The organism is Candidatus Poribacteria bacterium, assembly GCA_016866785.1.
In the GTDB taxonomy this organism is placed as follows: Bacteria; Poribacteria; WGA-4E.
This window is the reverse complement of record VGLH01000025.1, coordinates 16,200-36,920: the sequence shown is the minus strand read 5'-3', so window position 1 is coordinate 36,920 and position 20,721 is coordinate 16,200. Positions and strand designations below refer to the sequence as shown.

The following is a 20,721-nucleotide window of genomic DNA, read 5'->3' as shown; positions in this document are numbered from 1 at the left end:
CGTCGTGCCAATCGGAGTCCGGACCCGCCGCCTCCAGCATCGCTTGCGGCGTGACGGAAACGACGCGGGCTCGACGCGCCATATCGACGATCGCCCGACTTCCTGACGGGTCACGGCAGAAGAGCACGGCAACCGCCGGAGCTGGTCCGTCGGACTGCTCTCGGTAGGGCTCCAGCGAATCACGAAGCTGGAGGTCGTTGTGGTAGGTGATCGCCGGCACACGCCGACAGCCGACCGCCAGCTCGGTGAGCGACCCAAGTAGACCGCTGCTGTCGAGCACGAACAGATACGGCTGTCGGGCGCCCTCCGGCTGCCGGAGCAGTCGAGCGACGGCACGCTCGAACGTCACGGCTGGTCTTCGGCTTCCAGCGCTTGGCGCGCCGCCTCCAAGGAGGCGCGCTGTTCGGCGGTCACTTCGGGATACTGCGGGTCGATGTCCTTGAGGCAGTTGACGATGATCTCGGCGACGACGAGGCGGCTGTACCATTTCCGGTCGGCGGGAATGACGAACCACGGGGCCCAGTCCGTGCTCGTGTTGAGGAGCGCCTGCTCGTATGCCTCCTGGTAGTCGTCCCAGAGCGCGCGCTCCCGTAGGTCTGACTGGGAGAACTTCCAGTTGCGCGCCGGGTCTTCGATGCGCTGCAGGAAGCGCCGCTTCTGCTCATGCTTGGAGACGTGGAGGTAGAACTTGAGGATCCGCGTGCCGTTCCGCGCCAGATAGCGTTCGAAGTTGTTGATGTCCTTGTAGCGCTCCTCCCAGATGCGCTTCGTCACGACCTCAGCAGGAAGATGTTGGTGCGCGAGGATCTCGGGGTGAACCCTCGCCACCAGCACCTCCTCGTAGTAGGATCGGTTGAAGATGCCGATCCGTCCTCGCTCCGGGAGTCGACGCGTCGTGCGCCACATGAAGTCGTGGTCCAGCTCTTCTGCGGACGGGGCTTTGAACGAGTGGACTTCGCATCCGGCCGGGTTGATGCCGGACATGACGTGCTTGACGGTGCCATCCTTGCCGGCGGCGTCCAGAGCTTGGAAGACCAGCAGCAGGGAGTAGCGGTCAAAGGCGTAGAATCGGTCTTGGAGGTCCTGAAGTTGCTCGACATCCTCTGCGAGCTTTGCCGTCGCAGTCTTCCTCGTATACTCTCCTGGATCATCGGTCGGGCACTTCTTCAGCGCGAACGACTTCGGATCGACACGGTACCTGTCACCCAGCATGGACGCCTCCCTCGGTAGACAACAAGTGCACGACGCAAACGATTGTAGGTGCGCTGCGGTCGCTACGCAATCCTATCACGAGAAGCACGTCATCAGATGCACTACACGGCTCTAGGCGGCGCATTTGAAGTCGGCGCAAGCTGCCATCTGTTGCAGCTCGCCGGTCGAAGTATCCTCATCGATGCCGGTCTGCGACCCAACCAACGAGGCGAGAGCAGCCTTCCCGATCTCGACAAGCTCAGCGCGCTGACCGGAGAGAGGCTCGATCTCATCCTGCTCAGCCACGCGCACATCGACCACACGGGCGCATTGCCGATTGTCCACAGCCTCTACCCCGGCACTCCGGTCGTCACGACGCCCCCGACCCGGGTCATCGTGGACATCCTCCTCCGCGACACGATCCGCATCATGCAGAAGCAGTCGGAGGAGTCCGCCGAGTTCCCGCTGTTCGACCAGGAGGATGTCGAGAGCGCGCTCTTCGCCCTGCGGGTCGAGGAGTTCAACACGTGGTTCGAGCCGATTGACGGGGTCCGGTGCTACTTCCACCGATCCGGTCATATCGTGGGAGCCGCGTCGATTCTCATCGAGACCTCCGAAGCGCGCGTGGTCTACTCCGGCGACATCTCCGTGGCGACGCAGCGCACGGTCGCCGGCATGACGCCCGTGGACTTCTTCCAGCCGGACATCCTCATCCTCGAAGGGACGTACGGCGACGGCATCCACGACGGTCGCAAGGAGCAGGAGCAGAAGCTCGCACGAGACGTCGCGGAGGTCGTCCAGTCTGGCGGAACCGTGCTCATCCCCAGTTTCGCGTTGGGACGCGCGCAGGAGATCATCCTCATCCTGAAATCCGCGATGATGAGCGGCTTGATTCCCGTGTTCCCGATCTGTGTGGACGGAATGGTCCGCTCGATCTGCGACGCATACACGGAGCTCCTGGACTACCTGCCGGACCGTCTGCGCAACTTCGTACGCAACTCGCGACAACACGTCTTCTGGAGCCGCCCGCAGAAAAGCATCCCGGAGGTGACTCGCGTCCTGCCGTCGGAGCGGATCTCGCTCTTCACGGCATCGCCTCGGTGTATCATTGCGTCATCGGGCATGCTGGTCGGCGGACCCAGCGCATATTATGCGCGCGTCCTCTCCGCGGACCCGAAGAACGCGATCTTCATCACCGGCTATCAGGACGAAGAAGCCCCCGGGCGTCGGCTCCTGGAGCTGCAGACGGGCGACTCGCTCCGCATCGACGACGAAACGGTTCCTGTGCTGTGCCGCGTCGCCAAGTACAACCTGTCCGCACATGCCGATCAGGTGCAGCTCTGCCAGCAGGTCAGCTACATGAACCCAACAAACATCGTATTGGTTCATGGCGAGCCGCGAGCCCTGCAAACGCTGCGGCAGAAGCTCATCGACCGGCACGTCGTTTTCGTCCCGATGAACGGCGACACATTCGATCCGATGGCGACCCCAGGCTGGATGACGGACCACCGACGTGCGCGCATCGACACGGAGCGCGACCGATTCATCGGCGATGTGCGCTTCGACGGGGAGGGCATCACGATTCGGTTCGGGGGCGATCTGTTCCGCCACGAGGCGTGGCGTCAGTACTTCCAGGGGTACGACACCGTCGAAGCGAAGTTCACCGGCAAAAGGCTGCTCGTCAAACCGGTCATGGCTGACGATGGCGAGAACGAAGAGGTCGGCTGAGGCTGCCGAAGGCATCAACAGAACATGGAGGATCGCATGGCGCGTATCGTCCTCGAGTCCAGTTGCCCGGACCTGAAGCTCGCGCATCGTGGCAAGGTGCGGGACGTGTATGACCTGGGCGCCCAACTCCTCATCGTTGCCACGGATCGCATCTCGGCATTCGACTGCGTGCTGCCGAACGCCATACCCGACAAGGGCAGAACCCTGACCGCGCTCTCGGAGTTCTGGTTCGGTCTCATCGGGGATATCGTGCCGAACCATCTGATCAGCACGCGGATCGCCGACTTCCCACCAGTCGCGCGCCAATACGCGGACCAGCTCGAGGGGCGCTCGATGCTCGTCCATCGGGCGCAGCGCGTCGATAGCGAGTGCGTCGTTCGTGGCTACCTGAGCGGCTCCGGATGGCGCGAGTACCGCGCGAGCGGAACCGTCTGCGGCGCTCGGCTGCCATCGGGGCTTCGCGAGTCCGACCGACTGCCCGAGTCGATCTTCACTCCGGCGACCAAAGAGGACTCAGGTCACGACGAGAACATATCGGTCGAGCGGATGCGCGAACTGGTCGGCGACGAGGTGACCGACGCCCTCCAGCGCACCAGCATCGCCGTGTATGAGCGCGCCGCTGCCTACGCCCTCGAGCGGGGCATCATTATCGCCGACACGAAGTTCGAGTTCGGATACCGGAACGGCGAGCTCATCCTGATCGACGAAGTCCTGACGCCGGATTCCTCGCGTTTCTGGCCCGTAGACGACTACGCTCCGGGCAGAAGCCAAGCCAGCTTCGACAAGCAGTATGTCCGCGACTACCTAGAGACGCTCGACTGGGGCAAGCAGCCTCCGGCTCCTCCCCTCACCGACGAGGTCGTCGCGGGAACCAGCGCTCGCTACCGAGAAGCGTATCAGCGGCTCGTCGGATCGCCGCTCTGAGACGCGGGTTCGCCTTCTGGAACCCAGTCGAGCGTCGGTTCGTCCCAGGTGAACACCTCCAGTGGACCGTACTGAAGGTTCAGGGTCAGGCTCCGTGGCTTGGCGGAACTGTCGTACAGGTTGTAGTCGTGGGCGACTACGTAGGTATGCAGCCCGCTGGGGATGGTCCGCGCGGCGTTCACCAGGTCGTCGAGGCTCCTGACCGGCACGCCGTTCAGCTCAATGATGAGCACCTTCGAATTGCCGTTTCGGTCGCGTACGCCTGCCCGTGAGAAACTGCTGCCGGCGACGGCGAACGGCATGAACCCGCCGTCCCCCTCGATGTGAATCTGGTGTCTCAGGTTCAGGCTGAGGTCGTGGAAGATTCCTCCGGCGAATCGGGCGAACCGGCGGAGCTTGCCGGTCTCCAGATCGAACACCGGCACGTCGAGTCGGAGCAACTCTCCATTGCGGTACACTTCCATCGCGACCGTGCTGCCGACATAGTCGTCCAGAATCCTGTCGTAGAGAAACAGGTCGTCGCGCAACAGCTTTCCGTCGGCGCGGTAGATGATGTCGCCCGGCTGGAGCAGCCCGGCTGAGGGAGTCTGCGGTATGATGCCCTCGATCTGGATGACGTGCGGCGTGCCGCCGGTCATCGAGGGTCCGATCTCAGCGGCGGACGCCCCTGGCAGCCGGTAGTGGCGGATCGCTTCACCAATCGAGATCAACTCCAGGTCAGCCCCTGTGTCGCCTCTGGCGATGCGTTCCCCAGCTTGCAGTTGTTTCAGGGCGGTCGTCAGGTAGTCGCTGGGTAACTCGAAGCTCGACGTGTCGGTTCCTGCGGCGTGGATGGCGACGACGTTGCCGCGTGCATTCCATACCGGGCTGCCACTGCTCCCGCCAGTGCGGTCGAACGTCGTATGCAGGTAGGCTCCGTGGCGGTCGCCCTTGTTCACGATCAGGTTGGTGACAGCGCCGGTCTTGATCGAGTACTCCTCTTTCTCGTTGTTGCCGACCATCAGGAGCTCATCGCCGACGCTGAGGTTCCGCCACGACTCGAACGAGACTTGCTGGAGCTCAAATCCGACCTGCTCCGGGTCAATCTTGTAGAACCCGAAGTCCTGTATCGGGTCGTAGTACAGCAGGTGAGCCTCGGTGAATGATCCGTCGTAGAAGTTCACCTTGACGTAGGCGGGGCTCACGCCGGTGACGTGCCGGTTCGTGGCAATGATCCCGCGCGCGCCATCGACGACGAAGCCGGTCGCGTACGAGGTGCCCTGGGACTCCGACTCAAAGACGACTTCGGCGGAGCGCTCGATGTTGACGACGGACGGCTTGAACCGAGCGATGTCCTCCGTCCAGTCCCTCGCTGCGGATAGCGGAAACGGTACGGTGACAGCGACCAACAGGAGCACGTTCGCGAGACGACGTCCCATCGGGTTGCCTCCGGGCTACGGGTCACGACGTACGGTGCGACTGGCGGTGCAACTGGCGGCGCGACATCTGCGTTGAGTCTGTCGAGGCGATGTGGTATAACGCACGAGGATGCCTCGGGTCGATTATGGGACGCGAGATGTCGCGTCCGCAAGCCCGCTGATCCTGCACTTTCGGATCGACGCGGGGCACCGATGACGGGATAGGTGTGAAACACTGCATCGTTGAGACGGCGGTGCTTCGGCGCGTGCCGTGGACCACGGCGACATGCGCCGGGAGGTCTGTATCGCGTGAAAGTCACACTCTGGGGTGTCCGGGGCTCGATCCCAACACCCATGTCTACCGAGCAGTATCAGGCAAAATTGCGTAGCGTCCTGCGACGCGCTGCGAAAGCCGACCTTTCCGACGATGACGCCATCGCCGAGTTCGTGGCACGCCTGCCCAAAGGCGATCGAGAGCTCGTCGGAGGCAACACGACGTGCGTCCAAGTCCACGACGACGAGACGCATCTCATCTTCGACGCCGGCTCTGGGATGCGGCCTCTGGGCCAGTCGCTCATGTCCGGTCCCTTCGCGCGCGGGGCTGGATGCGCCCATATCTTCTTCAGCCACCATCACCACGACCACACGTGCGGCTTCCCATTCTTCACGCCCGCCTACATACCCGGGAACGAGATCCACTTCTACGGTGTGCACGAGAACATCGACACGCGGATGATGGGCTTACAGGCGCGCGAGTACTTCCCGGTGCCGTTCCATGTGATGGCGTCGAAGAAAGCCTTTCACCAGATGGAGGAAGACGTCCCCATTCGGGTCGGGGAGTTCACGATCACCGCGTCCCAGATGAACCATCCTGGAGTGTCGTACGGCTACCGCGTCCGCTGGCGGGATCGGGTTTTCGTCTTTGCGTCGGACTCGGAGTACAAGAACCCGACCGAGCAGGAACTGAATCGGTACACCGATTTCTTCCAAGATGCGGACCTCGTGTACTTCGATGGTCAGTACAGCCTACAAGAGGCATTCATCAAAGAGAACTGGGGGCACAGTTCTGCCCTGGTCGGGGTCGATTTCGCTGTTCGCGCGAATATCCGAACACTGCTGATCAGCCATCACGAGCCGGCATACTCCGACGACACGATTGCAGATCTGATCCAACAAGCACGCGACTACCTCGCCTTCGCCTATCCCGACGCACAGGTAGAAATCGAGATTGCCTACGCGGGCGATACCTACGATCTGACCTCGCCGGGGTGATGCGTCGCCGTGGCGCGCGGTCGGATCATTGCGTCGCCAGGAGCCAGCGATGAGCGCGACCCATCCCGACTCCGTGCGCGCACGAATCGAGTCGCACCGCAAGCGCCATGTGACGCTCGTCATCAGCCAACCCGGGGGTGAACCCCTCGCGAACGCGACCGTCCACGTTCAACAGACCCGACACGACCTCCTGTTTGGCAGCAACATCTTCATGTGGCGCGAGGACGCGTCCGACTGGCAGTCGGAGTACCGCCGCCGGTTCACGGACCTGCTGAACTTCGCCACGATCGGGTTCTACTGGTGGGCGTACGAGCCCCGACGTGGGGAACCCAGGCACGCCTACGCAGAAGCCGTTGCCGACTGGTGCGCTGAGCGCGGAGTTGTCACCAAGGGTCATCCGTTGGTGTGGAACTACGCAGCGCCGCAATGGCTCCCTGACGACTTGGCTGAGATCAGAACTCTGTCCGACGAGCGCGTCCGCGACTGCATGACTCGGTTCGCGGACAGCATCGGCATCTGGGATGTCGTCAACGAGGCGACGGATCCCTTCCGCTCCGACCTGAACTTCGACAACCTGATGTCCGACGCCTGGCGCGACTACGGTCGGGTCGAGTGGACGAAGCACTGCTTCCGCATTGCGCGCGAGGCGAATCCGCAGGCGACGCTCCTCATCAACGACTACCGTCACGATGCTGCCTACGAACGGCTCATCGAGGAGCTCATCGACAACAACGGCAAGCCGCTCTACGACGCCATCGGCATCCAGACCCACCAGCACGGCGGCGCGATCCCGCTCGATCGGCTGTGGGATACCTGCGAGCGATTCTCGCGGTTCGGCGTCCCGCTGCATTTCACGGAGACGACCTTCGTCAGCGGGCCCCGCTCGGACGGCGGATGGAAGACGACTCCCGACGGCGAGGCGCGGCAGGCAGACGACGTCGAAGCGTTCTACTCGCTCCTGTTCAGCCATCCTGCGGTCGAGGCGATCACGTGGTGGGACTTCTCGGACCTGCACGCGTGGCAGTCGGCTCCGGCTGGACTGCTCCGCGAGGACATGTCGCCGAAGCCAGCGTACGAACGGCTCCACAGCCTGATTCAGGACGCGTGGCGGACGAGCGTGGACGTGCGAACCGACGCGGAAGGGCGCGCGTCGTTGACGGGGTTCCACGGAACCCATCGCGCGACGGTGCGAGGCGATAACGGGGCGTCCGCGTCGTGCGAGTTCGCCATCGATCGCGGCGGTCCTGAGACGATTGCTCTGCCCATCCAGTAGACGACGCAGATCACAGACGGAGCCCGATGTCTACCGTTGCTGTCGAGGTGCTCAACCCGCTTCGTCGCGTCCCGCTGTCGCTCATCGTCGACGACTCCGCGCCGTGCGTGAACCTGAGCTGGTACTGGATCCGCGACCGCGCGGCGTGGAAGGCGCGGCGCTACGCTGGACAACCGCTGCACCGAGCGGACGGCGACCCGGAGCGGATCGCGAGCCATCCGAACGCGATTCCTTCGGACTTCGCTCGGCAGTTCGCCGAGTGGAGCATCGTCGAGGGTCTCCGGGGGAAGTTCAGCCTCATCCCGTTTCCGGCTTGCCTCGGAACGGTCGATACGCGGATCGAGGGGCATTCCGACAGCGAGCTCAAGGCGTGGCTCGACGTGTACCGCGATCTGCTGCGTCAGAACTACGACCTGACGCCGGAGATGCTCTCGCACACGTTCGTCGTGGACCTGGCGACGTGGGAACCGACAGACATCTGGGAGCAGTTCGACTGGGAGGGTCCCGTCGAAGAAGGCTTGCTGACGGAATACATCGCCGCCGCGCTTCGGTTGCTGCGTGAAGTAGGAGTTGAGGCGACCGGAGTGACTTCGCCGGGAGGCTTCGGCGTTCGGATGGAGGAGACCTACGCCCGCGCGACGCTCGCCGCCAGCATCGAGACGACGGGGAACCGATTGCCCTTCTACTTCCTGCGCACCTACACGGGCCGTCCGCCGGACGTGCCGATCCGCGAGATGGATCGCGGGACAGGAACGGGCGCGGTCAGCGTCATCGCGTGCACCGGCGACTGGTTCGGCGGATGGACGGGCTACGACCGAGGCGACCCCGACCGGTTCATCACGCCCGATCTGCGCGGCGGACGGCTCGTGGAGGTCATCGAGGCGGGAGCTCCGGCCGTCATGTGCGGACATTGGCCCGGGTTCTACTTCGCCGGGGAGGAGTACGGGTTCGGCGTGCTGAAGGAAGTGAAGCGGCGCCTGGACGCCTACGACCCTGACGCTGAGCGCACGATCTGGATGACCAACGGCGAGATCGCGCGGTACTACGCGGCGCGCGAGATGGCGACCGTCGCCGTCCAGAGGGCGGAGGACACAGTCGTCGTCACGGTCTCATCGCCGATCGCCTGTCCTGATTTCACGTTCTCGCTGCGGGGTGTTCGAGCTAGATCGGTCCGGATGCCGGACCCGCCGACTGGCGGCGTTCGCTGGATGCCTGAGCGCGGCAGCCAACGGGCGTTCCGAGCGCCGGGCTACCTGCCGGAGGGCTCCGACACCTACATCGGCGTCCACCTCGACCCGGGCTCGACGCGGCTCGTCTGCTACGTCTAGGTGTCAGCCGCCGGACTTGGAGCCGTACTCGGCTTTGCCCGCGACCATGTAGTCCCACACCGCCGAACGCCAAGAGGCGACGCGCTCCCGTTCGAGGGGGTCCGTCGCGAGCCCTTCGGCTTCGTCGATGCGACGCCCTAACTCGGACATCACGCCGTCTGTGCCGAGATACTTCCAGGCGAGCTCCGCTGTCTGGTGGTACTGGGTCTCGACCTGGCGGATTGGGTCCGGATAGTTGGACGGGTCCGCGAACCGGCGCTCGATCAGGTCATAGAACCGCTTCATCGGTTCCGCTGCGCGCCCGAAGTAAAGCCGGAAGAACTCGTCCAGCGTGGCTTCGACATCGAGCGTGGCGTCGTGGTAGAGCCGCATCGTTACGTAGTAGTCCACCTGCTCGCCGATGCCGCAGAGGAAGACGCCTCGAACGCCGTCCTCGTGGTACATGCGGATCTGGGCGGCATGGCCGCGGATGTTGAATCCGGGGAAGCACTTCCACCCGCTGATGAGGGCGGGCTCCATGGGGAAGCAGTAGTAGTTCCACAGGTGAATGGGTCGGTCGCGCGGCTCAACCCACGCCTTGTAGAGGTCGATGTCGTTCTTGCGGATGAGAGGAGCCCAGTAGTTGCGGTTCTGCAGGCACGGCGCGACGGCGACGTTGGGTTCCAGCTCGAAGTCCGTCGGTCGGAAGGCGTAGACGTGGTACGCGAGCGTCGCGATCCACTTGGACGGATGCGTCTTGCCGACCTCGCGCGCGACGGCGTTGACGAACTGAAACAGGTAGTGCGTCGCGGTTCCGCTGCTGAAGTGCGAGCCCCGGATGTTGTCTCGATCGCGTTCGAGCCACGCCTGGCATCGGTCGCACTTGCACCAGTTGGCGTTGTCCATGGGTACGACGGCGAAGTAGTCGCCCATGGCGACTTGGTAGCCCTTGAGGCCCCTGCCGTCGAAGTAGTCGCGGGCGTCATGGGCGACTTGCTCGACGAGGGCGGCGTTCGTGTAGCAGAACTGCCGCTCGCCCTGTGTCCACCCTTGCGCGAAGTAGTCCGGGCGCTCGCCTTCGAACAGATGGGGGTTGTCGGGGTTCTGCTTGAGGAACCGGTCGTAGAAGCTGCGGAACGAGTGGTTGGCTCCCCAACGCTCGCCGCCGACGCGCATCCGCCGCCAGTAGAGCGCGAGCTGGTCGCCGTTGGGATTCCCCCATTGCCCTTGCAGGATGGGCCATCCGCCGCCGATGCCCTCGCGGTAGGACATCGCGGGAGCCCGCCGGACGTCCTCGCCTTCGACAGTCAGCGTCTGAGCGCGAGGAACCACGACGTTGAGAGTCGAGGGCCCGTACCACCGTACGCCGCAGAAGCGTTCGAGGAAGTCGTAGACGGCGTATGCCGTGCCCTGGTCGTCGAACAAGCCTGGAAGCTCGATGGAAACGCGGTCGCCGTTGCTCTTGGGCGATCCGCCGGTCGCCGCCAGGTAGTCGATCCGGTGGCGCGCGTCCTGGAGCGTCATGAAGTTGGTGCCGCGACCGACTTCGGCGCGGTTCTCCGGCGTGTCTTGCCAGTCGCGGCCGATCAGGACGACCTCGTCGCCCGTGAACCGGATCGCGTACTCCTGCGACGCGAAATCGGACGACCTGAGCCCGAGCTGGCGTGTTCGCTCGCTCTCGCCGACGAGCAGGCGAACGATTCCCGGCGCACTCGCGGCGTCTGCCGTGATCGCGAGCCGGGCTCCCGTCATGCGCTCGACGTGATACTGGAGCTCCATCGCCGCCAGACGCGCCGACGGCGTCGGGGCTGGGTCGGTCAGAATGACGGCTGCCGGCTCCCCGTCCCGGACGAGCGTCACGCTCTGGCTCATCCTGCCGCTCCGGTTTCGAGCGCCTTACGGATGTTCGCGCGCGTGCCTTCGACATCGAAGCAGTCATGCTGGTTGCCGCGCATGATGCGCGTCGCGATGGCTTTCGCTTGCTTCTCGGTGAGGTAACCCTCGTCGACCTCCGCCTGGAGAGCGCGATCGATCTCTTGGCGCGCCTGCGCCGCGTAGGCGAGCGTGCTCGTGGGCCACGCCGTATCGCCGCCGAAGGCGAATACCTTGTTGATCGGCGCGGCGTGGATGAACCGGCGGAGGAAGTCGCGCGAGCTGAACGGATCGATCGTCCACGCCCAGCACAGGTCAGCCCAGACGTTGCGGTAGTGTTTCGTCAGGGCGACGAGCTCTTGGGTATAGGGATACGACGCGTGCATGAGGACGAACCGCGTGTTCGGGTACTTCGCCAGCATGCCGCCGAGGAGCCCGGGTGCGATGCGGCTGACGGGCATCCGGTCGTTTCCGGCGTAGTAGCCGGTATGGAGCTTGAACGGCAGCGAGTGCTCCGCTGCCAGTTCGACTCCCCGCGCCCAGCACCAGTCGCCGAGACACAGCCGAGTGTGGACGCCGATGGTTTCGGGCGGGTTCTGCAGAACGGCGTCCAGGGCTGCGCCGGCTTCGGCGTCCGAGCGTTCCGTCCACTCCAGCGTGCGGTTGTAGGCATGCTGCGCCTTGACCGCGATGGCGAAGGGTGCGTACTTGGCGAAGATCGCCTCGATGGCGGCCCGCAGGCTGGCGATATCGACGACGTCGATGCCTGTGTGGTCGTGGATCTGCTTGGCGTTCACCTCGCCGAAGCTGAGCCCAGCCCATGAGATGTCGTAGAGAAAGAAGTCGGGACCTGACTCGTCCGGCGCGCACGCCCACGAGAAGTCGTCAACTTGGATGTGGTCGAGATTAGCGTCGTCGCGGAGCATGCGATACCGCTCGCCTGGCTTCTGCATCCTGCGCGCGAGGCTGGCGGCTTTGGCGATCCGCTTGGGCGTCATCTTGTCGAGCCCGTAGACGCGCTCAGCGATCAGTCGAACCGCTGCGCCGTAGCCGGTGAACTGAACCGCTTCCCACGCGGCGCGGATGCCACGGAAGCGTCCGGCGATATCGTCGTCCTCAGCGTTGAAGAGCCGCTGCATCGCTTCGGACGAGACGCGCGCCGAGTGCAGGTCGGCTGGGACATAGTTCCCGAACAGGTCCTGTAGGATGTCGGGGCCCTTGTCGACCCACGACGACTCGCGCTGGAGGTGGTTGTGCGTATCGACGAGCGGCGTCTCGGCGATGTGGTGGGCGAGGTCGGTCGGCATCTTCTCTCCCTATCGAAGGCAAGGCGGGCGGCAGCATGGACGCTGCCGCCCGCCGGATGATTCAGCTCGGAAGGGCTTTCTTGAGTTCGTCGATGAGTCCGTCGGGCGGATCGAAGGGCAGATCGATGGGCTCGCGTCGGAGCGCCGACGTGTACATGCCGAGAATGATACCGAACTCGTGAAGAGAGGTCGCCAGACGCGTCGGATGGGGCTTGTCGTGTTCGAGCCAGTCGAAAACGGCTTCCGTCAAGCCGGCTTGGGCGAGCAGGTCTTGTTCGCCGTAGCTGTGGGAGCCCGCCTCGTAGCCACCGGAGACGGTGAAGCGTTCCCATCCCGCCATGTACCAGTGCGTCCACCCCTTCGTCCCGTAGGTCGCAACGCGCTTGTGCATGTACACAGACTCGCTGGGGTTGCTCATGGGAGCCGAACGCGTGCCGAAAGTGACCTGCGCACGGATGCCGCCCTCGTACGCTATGGCGGCTTCGCCGTGCGCCGGGGACGGCTGCCTGCCTTCGAGGTGTCCGCCGCCTCCGGAGACGTTCCCGAAGACCTGCGTCGGCCGCGCCCAGTCGATGTAGGACGACACGAGCTGGAGGACGTGGGGACCCTGGTCGATGGGCGTCGAACGCGCGCTGGCGTCCACGAAGCGCACGTCGCCGATCTCACCGTCCATGACCTGCTTCTTGAGCATCAGGTTGTGCGGGTGGAAGTGAAGCTGCGTGTTGACGACGAACTTCGTCTTGCTGGTTCGCTCGAGTTCGCGGATCTGCTTGTAGTCCTCGCTCTGGAGTGCTATCGGCTTCTCGATGATGACGGCAGGTACACCGTGCTCCGAGGCGAGGCTCATTAGGGAGTGGCGGATCGTCGGCGGCGTGACGATGTGGAGGAGGTCGGGCTTCTCCTTCTCGAGCATCGTGGACATGTCCGTGTAACGAGTCTCGACGCCGAAATCGTCGCCGAATGACTTGAGCCGCGCTTCGTCCATATCGCAGAGGGCGATCAACCGTCCGCGCTGGACGTGTTTGTAGGCTTGGGCGTGCCCCCGAGCTCTACCACCGCATCCCAAGAACGCACATCGGAACATGAATCGTTCTCCTCGTTGGGAACCTCCGGACCGATTGCGACGCCATTCTACCAAGCGGCTGGATTCAAGACACCGACTGTGCTATGAATAGCCCATCCGCGATTGGCTCCAATCACACCGAAGGAACAGGAACCATGGCGAAGGAATCGCGCGAGCTGATCGGCAGAAACCTGGACGGCTGGCGGATGCGGAACGCGAGTCAGCCCAACATGTGGGTCGTCAAGGACGGGGTTCTCGACAACACGGGAACCGGCAGCGATATCATTTCTGAGGATGAGTTCGGCGACTTCGAGATGCACATCGAGTACTGCTTCCCGAAGGACTCCAACAGCGGCATCTACCTGCGGGGTCGCTACGAGCTCCAGATCCTCGACAGCCTCGGGAAGACCTACAACTACCCCGCCGAGAACGGCGCGCTCTACAACCAGAAGCGCCCCGACGTCGAAGCGACCAAACCCGCCGGCGAGTGGCAGATCATGGACGTGACTCTCAAGGGCATGGTGCTCGACGTGACGCTCAACGGGAAGAAGATCCACAGCGGCGTCACGATTGCCGGACCCACTGGCGGGCAGCTCGGCAACGACAACCCGCCGAAGGGTCCGCTGATGCTCCAGGGCGACCACGGGCCCGTGAAGTTCCGCAATATCCGCATCCGCGAGCTGTAGACCGAAGCGCCCGGAGGCGGTTCGTGCCTCCGGGCGGAAACGGAGACCTCATGCCGCATCGCGAGGGCGCAGGAGCCCTGACGCTTGACTCGCGGCATGACATGCCGGGCTCGCCGCGCCCCATCGTCCTGATCGGCGCCGGGGGCATCGTCCGGGGCGCCCACCTGCCGGCGTATCGCCTCGCTGGGTTCCCCGTAGCCGGCATCGCCGACGTACGCGTCGAGCGCGCCCACGAGTTGGCGCGCGAGTACGCGATCCCGCGCGTCTCGGGGTCGGTCGCGGAAGCCGTTCGCGCTGCGCCTCACAACGCCGTGTTCGACGTGGCGGTTCCCGCATCGGAGCTTCCGCGCGTGATTGGCGCGTTCCCGCGCGGCGCGGGCGTGCTCATCCAGAAGCCGTTGGGTGAGGACCTCGATCAAGCGAAGCGTCTCGTGGACGTGTGCCGTGAGCGCGGGTACGTCGCCGCCGTCAACTTCCAGCTTCGGTATGCGCCCCAGCTCATCGCGGCGCGGCGGCTCATCGCATCCGGTCGTGTCGGCGATGTTCACGATATCGAAGTGCGCATCGTGGCGTACACCCCGTGGCATCTGTGGGACTTCCTCGAATCGTGTCCGCGGATGGAGATCCTCTATCACTCGATCCACTACGTCGATCTGATCCGTTCATTCTTGGGCGATCCGGGCAGCATCCAAGCCCGGACCGTGAAACATCCGGCGATGATGAACATGGCGTCGACGCGCACGAACATCATCATGGACTATGGCGAGGTCATTCGAGCCAATGTCACGACGAACCACGGGCACGGCTATGGGGTGCGGCACCAGGAATCGTACGTCAAGATCGAGGGAACGCGGGGCGCGGTCTTTGTCCAGTTGGGGCTGATGCTCGACTATCCGGCTGGACGCGAGGATGTGTGTGAATACTGCCTGCTCGACGACGAGCCGCCGACCTGGACGCGGGTCGACGTCGAGGGCTCGTGGTATCCGCATGCCTTCGTCGGAACGATGGCGAGCCTGATGCGCAAGCTGGAGGACCCGAGCCGTGAACTGCCGACATCGGTCGACGACGCCCTGCGGACGATGGCGTGCGTCGAAGCCGCCTACGCCGCAAGCGACCGGCGCGGCGTGCCGGTTCAGACGACCTAGAAAGGCATCTCGATGATCGTCGGCTTGGGACACGTTGCATACCGGATCGCAGATTTGGAGCGATCGCTCGACTTCGACTGCCGTGGGCTGGGGTTGAGTGAGGCGTTCCGGCTTCTGGGCGACGACGGCAAGCCGTGGATCGTCTATATCCGACTCAGCGGCGACAACTTCATCGAGCTGTTTCCGGGCGCAGGCGATCCCTACGCTCCACCGCCGGGCTCGGCGGGATTCGCGCACGTCTGTCTCCGCGTGGATGATCTCGAAGCAACGCTCGAAGAGCTCCGAGAACGCGGCGTGCCCCTCGACGACACGGTTCGGAAGGGAAAGTCGGGCAGTCTCCAGTACTGGCTCACCGATCCCGATGGCACACGGATTGAACTGATGCAGATACTCGATGACTCCCTGCAGGCTCGGAGCCAGACGGAAGCAAGCGATTGACCCCATGCTGCCCGTGACGACGACGCTCGTGGCTCTGTGGCTGGGATGCGCGCTGGCATCCGGCGTGAGGTTCTACGCGACCGTCGCCCTGTTGGGCTGGATGGTCCGAATGGGAGCGGCGCCCGAACTGCTATCGTCGATGTCCGTTCTAGGCGCGACGGTCATCGTTGCGGGAGCCACGCTGATGGCTTGTCTGGAGTTCTTCGCCGACAAGGCGCGGCAAGCCGACAGCCTCTGGGATGCCCTGCACACCTTCATTCGCTCGCCAGGCGGCGCGCTGCTCTCGTTCATGGCGCTGGATGGTCACTCGCTGGCGGTACGTATGGGGGCGGCGGCTATCGGCGGGAGCCTCGCGTTCGCCGCTCACTCGACCAAGGCGAGCGTGCGTTTCGCCGCCAACGCCTCTCAGCACCGGAACTCCAACCTGGGGCTGAGCGCCATGGAGGACGTGCTGACCGTCGTGGTCGTGTATCTCGCCGTGTTTCAACCCGTGTGGAGTCTCGGCTTTGTGTTCGTCTCCCTAGTCACGATGGGCTTGGTGCTCCCACGAGTGTTCTTCGCGTTTGTCCGCGCCCTCAGCCGCGCCCTCGACCGTTACCTCGCCAAGGGCCCGTAGGGACATGAGCTCCGACCTCCTGACCGGCGACGTGACCGACGGTCTCGCCGAACGGATTCGTACCGACCTGTTGGCATGGTACCGAGACGCCAAGCGCGATCTTCCATGGCGCGACCTCGACGACCCCTACGCGATCCTGGTGTCCGAGATCATGCTGCAGCAGACGCAGGTCGCGACGGTCCGCGATTACTATGTCCGGTTCCTCGCGAAGTTCCCAACGGTGGCGGCACTCGCGGCGGCGTCCGTGGACGATGTGTATAGAATCTGGCAGGGGTTGGGCTACTACAACCGAGCGAGGAACCTGCACGAGTCAGCCCGCAGGATCGTCGCCGAGTATGGGGGACGGGTACCGGCTGATGCCCGCTCGCTTCGCTCGTTACCGGGCATTGGGCGGTACACGGCGGGAGCGGTGGCGAGCCTCGCGTACGGTATCGCGGAACCGATTCTCGACGGCAACGTCATGCGAGTGCTCGCGCGTCTGTTCTGCGTCGTTGGGGACCCGAAGTCCTCCGCAACGAACCGGCGGCTGTGGGCGATTGCGTCCCGACTCGTCTCGCCGGACGATCCTCGGAACCACAACGCCGCGCTCATGGAGCTCGGGGCGCTCGTGTGCAAGCCCACCGACCCGAAGTGCGGGGAGTGTCCCCTATCCGGGTCCTGCCAGGCAAACGCCACGGACAAGCAGTCACGCTACCCGGAGGTTCGGGATAGGTCCCAGACCTCGCATGTCGAGGATGTCGCGATCCTCGTCCAGCAGGGAGACTCGTTGGTTCTGGCAAAACGGTCCCGCGACGGTCTGTGGGCTGGGCTGTGGGAGCTTCCACGCGTGCGCCGAGACCTCGGAGAGCCGTTGAGGTCTGCCGCGCGTCGGGCGGCAAAGGAAGTCTGCGGCATCGAGGTCTCCGAGCCGATGCCGTTCGCGCGCATCCGACACAGCGTCACACGGCACCGAGTGACGTTGCACGGCCTTCGCGCGCAGTGGGTCGGCGGCGACCCCGAGCCCCTTGCCTGCGACGCAGCCGTATGGGTCGCGCAGGACGAACTGGGCGACTACGCCCTATCGAACCCGCAGCGCAGACTGCTGTCGCACGCCTTCGACGGTCCGGGCGACCCGACGCTGTTCTAGGTCGCGCCTTCAACACGGTCTGCCTGCCGTGCTAGAATCGCAGTGTCGGCGCAAAACGGCATATTCGGAAGCGAGTCCATCTCTAAGGAGCCCGTGTGCGAACACTGCCGACGGTCGTGGGTCATCGAGGCAACTCAGGCGAATCGCCCGCCAACACCCTCGTCAGCATCGAGCAGGCGATCCGGCTCGGTGTCGACGTGGTCGAAGTAGATGTCCGTCTGACGCGCGATGGAAGGGCGATCCTCCTGCATGACCACACGGTGGACGCCACGACGGATGGCAAGGGAACCGTGGTGGATATGGACTTCGACGCCGTGCGACGACTCGACGCAGGCGCGTGGAAGGACGAACGCTTCCGGGGCGAGCGCGTTCCGACGCTGGCGGAAGCCCTCGAGCTGGCTCGCGGACGATGCCTGATGAATCTGGATATCAAGTGCGACGCCGCTGTCTCGCCGACCGTCCGAGCCGTGCGAGACGCGGGGATGCTCCGCGAGGTCGTCGTGTCCGGATGCACGGAAGCTCGAGCGCGTCGGGTTCATTCGGAAGAACCCAGCCTGACGATCTGTCTCGACTGGGACGATGAGTTCGCCTCTCTGCAGAAGACCGATGGTCGCGAGTTGATCGCGCGTGGCATCGAGCGCGCGCTGCGGGCGAGGCTTCAAGGGCTAAACTGGCATCATTCGGGTGTGACGCCCGAGTTGGTGCGGGCAGCCCGTATGCGAGGGCTCGCCGTGTGGACGTGGACGGTCGATGAGCCGGAGCGCATGGCGCAGCTCGTCGAATACGGGGTGGATTCGATCACTTCGAACCATCCGCGCAGGCTGCTCCACTTGCTTGGGCGGGGGAGCGGAGACGACGCGGCATGAGCGGTTACGGGTACGCGAAGGAGGTAGCGATGCTGCGTAAGCTGGTATGTGTGTGCATTGGAGCGATGTGGCTGGTCGGCGCGGTGCGAGCGGACATTACGGACGGTCTCGTGGGTCTCTGGCTCTTCGACGAGGGCAAGGGCAACGAGGCGCTCGATTCGTCAGGAGCCAAGAACACGGCGACCTTGGACGCAGCCGCCAAGTGGACGTCGGGCAAGTGGGGTCAGGCGCTGTTGGCGAGCCCGCAAAACGGAGCCGTCGTGCCGATCTCGGACAGCCTGAACTCCGTTGTCGATGGTCTCAGCATCGGTGGCTGGTTCCGCATCGACAAGGACTCCGACACAGGTCTCCGACGAGATTCCGGCTACCTGCTCGAGGACCAGTCGGCGACCGAGCAGAACCCTGACGGTTGGGCTTTCGGCGTGTGGAGCGGGGGCGGGATCACGCTGGTATGGGGTCAGAAGAAGATCAAGCAGGGGGAATGGACCCACATCGCGGGGACGTTCGACGGGTCGGTGCTCAGTCTGTATGTGAATGGCGAGCTAGATTCGACAGCGAACCTCAAGGGCAAGGTCGACCGACCCGCAACCACGCTTGGGCTGGGCAAGTACGGCGGCGAGACGTACATCGGGGGCGTCGATGAGGCGTTCCTTTACAAGCGGGGGATCACGAAGACTGAACTCGCTGCGGTCATCAAGGGCTATACGGCGACCGCGGTCCAAGCCCGCGACAAGGCTGCGACGCGCTGGGGCGAGCTCAAGAGCGTTCGCTAGCCGACGCTGATTCGAGATGACGGTCAGAGGGGTCCGGTGAAGAGCCTGTCCTCCATCGAGAGCGTACGGTTGCCGCGCAGACGACAGGCGGAGATCGACGCGCTGGTGCGGTCGATCGGGTTCCCACTGGACCCGGACAGCATGTACTCGAGCGTCTTGGACGGCGCGCTGACGCTGACGCAGTCCGATGCCGGATCGCTCGTTCTCGTCGACGAGGAGACCCGGATCCTCATCATCCCTCTGACGAAGGGGTTCTCCGAGGAGACGGTCCGAAACCTCAAGATCGGCGTTGGGGAGGGTGTGATCGGCTGGGTCGTCCAGCACGACACGCCCATGATCGTGCCGGACACTCGGTTCGAGCCGCGCTTTATCGCGGGAGACATCGACGTCCGCTCCGAGATGGCGGTTCCGATGCGGCTCGGCGAAGTGGTCATCGGTTCGCTCGACGTCAACACGCTCCATCCGGAGGCGTTCTCGGACGAAGACGCGCGGACGCTCCTCGAGTTCGCGACGCAGATGGCGCCGCGAGTCCAGAACGCCCGCCTGTTCGGCGAGACGCAGCAGCGGGCTGAGGTGCTCCACGCGCTGTTCGACATCGGGAAGAGCGTGTCGCAGACGCTCGACCTGGAGCTGCTCCTGAACCGCGTCGTTCAGCACGCCGTTCACATCATGGAGGCTCGGATCGCCGCTCTGTCGTTGCTGTCCGAAGACGGGCTGGAACTCGTCACGAGCGCGGTCGCCGGGCAGAGCCACGGATATGCCGGAAAGCCGCCGCTGCCGGTGTCGAAGAGCCGGATCGGCGAGGTGATACGGACAAAGCTACCGGTCGTCGTGGACGACGTCCAGCGGGATGGTCGCTATCAATTCGCCGATCTCGCGCGGCAGGAGGGCTTGCGGTCGTTGCTGGCGGTTCCGCTGCTGTTCCGCGACAACGTCCTCGGCGTGTTGAGCATCTACAAAGGGCATCGTCACGTCTTCAAGCGCGAGGAGGTGTCGATCACCACCAGCTTGGCGGATCAGGCGGCGATTGCCATTCGGAACGCACGGCTCTACAACCGGCTGATGAATCTCGAAGAGCAGGTCCGGCGGCTCGAGAAGATCGGAACGGCAGGCGAGGTCGCCATCGGGTTCGCCCATGAAGTGCGGAACCCGCTGACGGTGATCAAGATGCTACTCGATTCCGCGATTCCGTTAATGGACGACGACCGCAGCGTCATCAGCGCGGAGGTGAACCGGCTCGCGGCAATCGTCGAACAGTACCTGGGGTACGCGAAGCCGGACGCGACGCGCTGGCAGACCGTATCGTTGCACGAGACCATCCGCAGTGGTATCCGGCTGCTGGAACCGCGCGCGTCTCGCCAAGAGGTCGATATCGCCATCGAGTTCGCAGAGTCCGCCCCAATCGTTCTCGCCAATCCGACGCAACTGGAGCAGGTGTTCGTGAACCTATTCCTCAATGCGATGGACGCGATGCCGAAGGGCGGGACGCTCACCGTCGAGACGGGCGCCGCGGGATCGAGCGTCAAGGTACGAGTTCGTGACACGGGCGTGGGGATTCCTCCGGAGATTCAAGCCCGGCTGTTCGAGCCGTTCAACACGAGCAAGGACAACGGCGTGGGATTGGGGCTCTCCATCGTCCGTCGCATCGTCGGGGACCACCAGGGGCAGATCGAAGCGGTCAGCTCCTCATCGGGCACGTGCTTCACGATCACGCTGCCTCTATCGAGTCGCCAATGA

General features: G+C 64.3%; 19 protein-coding genes. 13 read left to right on the top strand and 6 right to left on the bottom strand.

Annotated elements, in window-relative coordinates; all coding sequences use genetic code 11:
• On the bottom strand, positions 1-349 hold a 349-nt coding region (locus FJZ36_05705; protein MBM3214392.1), incomplete at its 3' end, for a hypothetical protein.
• Entirely contained in the window at positions 346-1,212 is an 867-nt protein-coding gene (locus FJZ36_05700) for a polyphosphate kinase 2 family protein (GenBank protein ID MBM3214391.1), read from the bottom strand. The genes FJZ36_05705 and FJZ36_05700, both read right to left, overlap by 4 nt.
• Positions 1,213-1,308: 96 nt before the next feature.
• Between FJZ36_05700 and FJZ36_05695 the strand changes: the two genes are divergently transcribed.
• Together FJZ36_05695 and FJZ36_05690 are read left to right on the top strand one after the other, a co-directional pair.
• Positions 1,309-2,919: an MBL fold metallo-hydrolase gene (locus FJZ36_05695; protein ID MBM3214390.1), complete on the top strand. Its 1,611-nt coding sequence runs from the start codon at positions 1,309-1,311 to the stop codon at positions 2,917-2,919.
• 36 nt (positions 2,920-2,955) lie between these two features.
• A complete protein-coding gene (locus FJZ36_05690) occupies positions 2,956-3,843 on the top strand; it encodes a phosphoribosylaminoimidazolesuccinocarboxamide synthase (protein MBM3214389.1) in 888 nt (295 codons plus the stop codon).
• Here the strand turns inward: FJZ36_05690 and FJZ36_05685 are convergent.
• Positions 3,816-5,261: a PDZ domain-containing protein gene (locus FJZ36_05685; GenBank protein ID MBM3214388.1), complete on the bottom strand. Its 1,446-nt coding sequence runs from the start codon at positions 5,259-5,261 to the stop codon at positions 3,816-3,818. The genes FJZ36_05690 and FJZ36_05685 overlap by 28 nt on opposite strands.
• A gap of 288 nt (positions 5,262-5,549) precedes the next feature.
• Here FJZ36_05685 and FJZ36_05680 point away from each other — a divergent pair, with 288 nt between their 5' ends.
• From FJZ36_05680 to FJZ36_05670, 3 genes are read left to right on the top strand one after another with little or no spacing between them, the layout of a single operon-like run.
• On the top strand, positions 5,550-6,512 hold the full coding sequence (locus tag FJZ36_05680; GenBank protein MBM3214387.1) for an MBL fold metallo-hydrolase: 963 nt from the start codon (positions 5,550-5,552) through the stop codon (positions 6,510-6,512).
• Between the two features lie 49 nt (positions 6,513-6,561).
• Positions 6,562-7,785, top strand: a complete 1,224-nt coding sequence (locus tag FJZ36_05675; protein MBM3214386.1) for a 1,4-beta-xylanase — start codon at positions 6,562-6,564, stop codon at positions 7,783-7,785.
• Positions 7,786-7,811: 26 nt separating this feature from the next.
• Positions 7,812-9,113, top strand: coding sequence for a hypothetical protein (locus FJZ36_05670; GenBank protein ID MBM3214385.1), 1,302 nt, complete (start codon positions 7,812-7,814; stop codon positions 9,111-9,113).
• A gap of 3 nt (positions 9,114-9,116) precedes the next feature.
• Here FJZ36_05670 and FJZ36_05665 read toward each other — a convergent pair whose 3' ends face one another.
• The 3 genes from FJZ36_05665 to FJZ36_05655 form a co-directional block, all read right to left on the bottom strand.
• On the bottom strand, positions 9,117-10,964 hold the full coding sequence (locus FJZ36_05665) for a DUF4838 domain-containing protein (protein ID MBM3214384.1): 1,848 nt from the start codon (positions 10,962-10,964) through the stop codon (positions 9,117-9,119).
• Complete coding sequence (locus FJZ36_05660; protein ID MBM3214383.1) at positions 10,961-12,271, bottom strand: hypothetical protein; 1,311 nt, start codon at positions 12,269-12,271, stop codon at positions 10,961-10,963. The genes FJZ36_05665 and FJZ36_05660 overlap by 4 nt, the downstream gene beginning before the upstream one ends.
• A gap of 61 nt (positions 12,272-12,332) precedes the next feature.
• Complete coding sequence (locus FJZ36_05655; GenBank protein ID MBM3214382.1) at positions 12,333-13,355, bottom strand: Gfo/Idh/MocA family oxidoreductase; 1,023 nt, start codon at positions 13,353-13,355, stop codon at positions 12,333-12,335.
• Between the two features lie 83 nt (positions 13,356-13,438).
• On the opposite strand from FJZ36_05655, the gene FJZ36_05650 reads away from it, so the two are divergent.
• The 8 genes from FJZ36_05650 (at position 13,439) to FJZ36_05615 (ending at position 20,721) form a co-directional block, all read left to right on the top strand.
• Entirely contained in the window at positions 13,439-14,020 is a 582-nt protein-coding gene (locus FJZ36_05650; GenBank protein MBM3214381.1) for a DUF1080 domain-containing protein, read from the top strand.
• A gap of 101 nt (positions 14,021-14,121) precedes the next feature.
• Complete coding sequence (locus FJZ36_05645) at positions 14,122-15,165, top strand: Gfo/Idh/MocA family oxidoreductase (GenBank protein MBM3214380.1); 1,044 nt, start codon at positions 14,122-14,124, stop codon at positions 15,163-15,165.
• A 12-nt stretch (positions 15,166-15,177) separates the two neighbouring features.
• The gene (locus FJZ36_05640) at positions 15,178-15,603 is read left to right on the top strand and encodes a VOC family protein (protein ID MBM3214379.1); all 426 of its coding nucleotides are present in this window, start codon (positions 15,178-15,180) and stop codon (positions 15,601-15,603) included.
• Positions 15,560-16,219 carry a DUF4126 domain-containing protein gene (locus FJZ36_05635; GenBank protein MBM3214378.1) on the top strand — a complete coding sequence of 220 codons (660 nt, stop codon included), beginning with the start codon at positions 15,560-15,562 and terminating at the stop codon, positions 16,217-16,219. Before FJZ36_05640 ends, FJZ36_05635 begins: the two co-directional genes overlap by 44 nt.
• Before the next feature lie 4 nt (positions 16,220-16,223).
• The gene (gene mutY, locus FJZ36_05630) at positions 16,224-17,345 is read left to right on the top strand and encodes an A/G-specific adenine glycosylase (GenBank protein MBM3214377.1); all 1,122 of its coding nucleotides are present in this window, start codon (positions 16,224-16,226) and stop codon (positions 17,343-17,345) included.
• 95 nt (positions 17,346-17,440) lie between these two features.
• Positions 17,441-18,211: a hypothetical protein gene (locus FJZ36_05625; protein ID MBM3214376.1), complete on the top strand. Its 771-nt coding sequence runs from the start codon at positions 17,441-17,443 to the stop codon at positions 18,209-18,211.
• Complete coding sequence (locus tag FJZ36_05620; GenBank protein ID MBM3214375.1) at positions 18,208-18,984, top strand: LamG domain-containing protein; 777 nt, start codon at positions 18,208-18,210, stop codon at positions 18,982-18,984. The genes FJZ36_05625 and FJZ36_05620 overlap by 4 nt, the downstream gene beginning before the upstream one ends.
• A gap of 36 nt (positions 18,985-19,020) precedes the next feature.
• Positions 19,021-20,721, top strand: a complete 1,701-nt coding sequence (locus FJZ36_05615) for a GAF domain-containing protein (GenBank protein ID MBM3214374.1) — start codon at positions 19,021-19,023, stop codon at positions 20,719-20,721.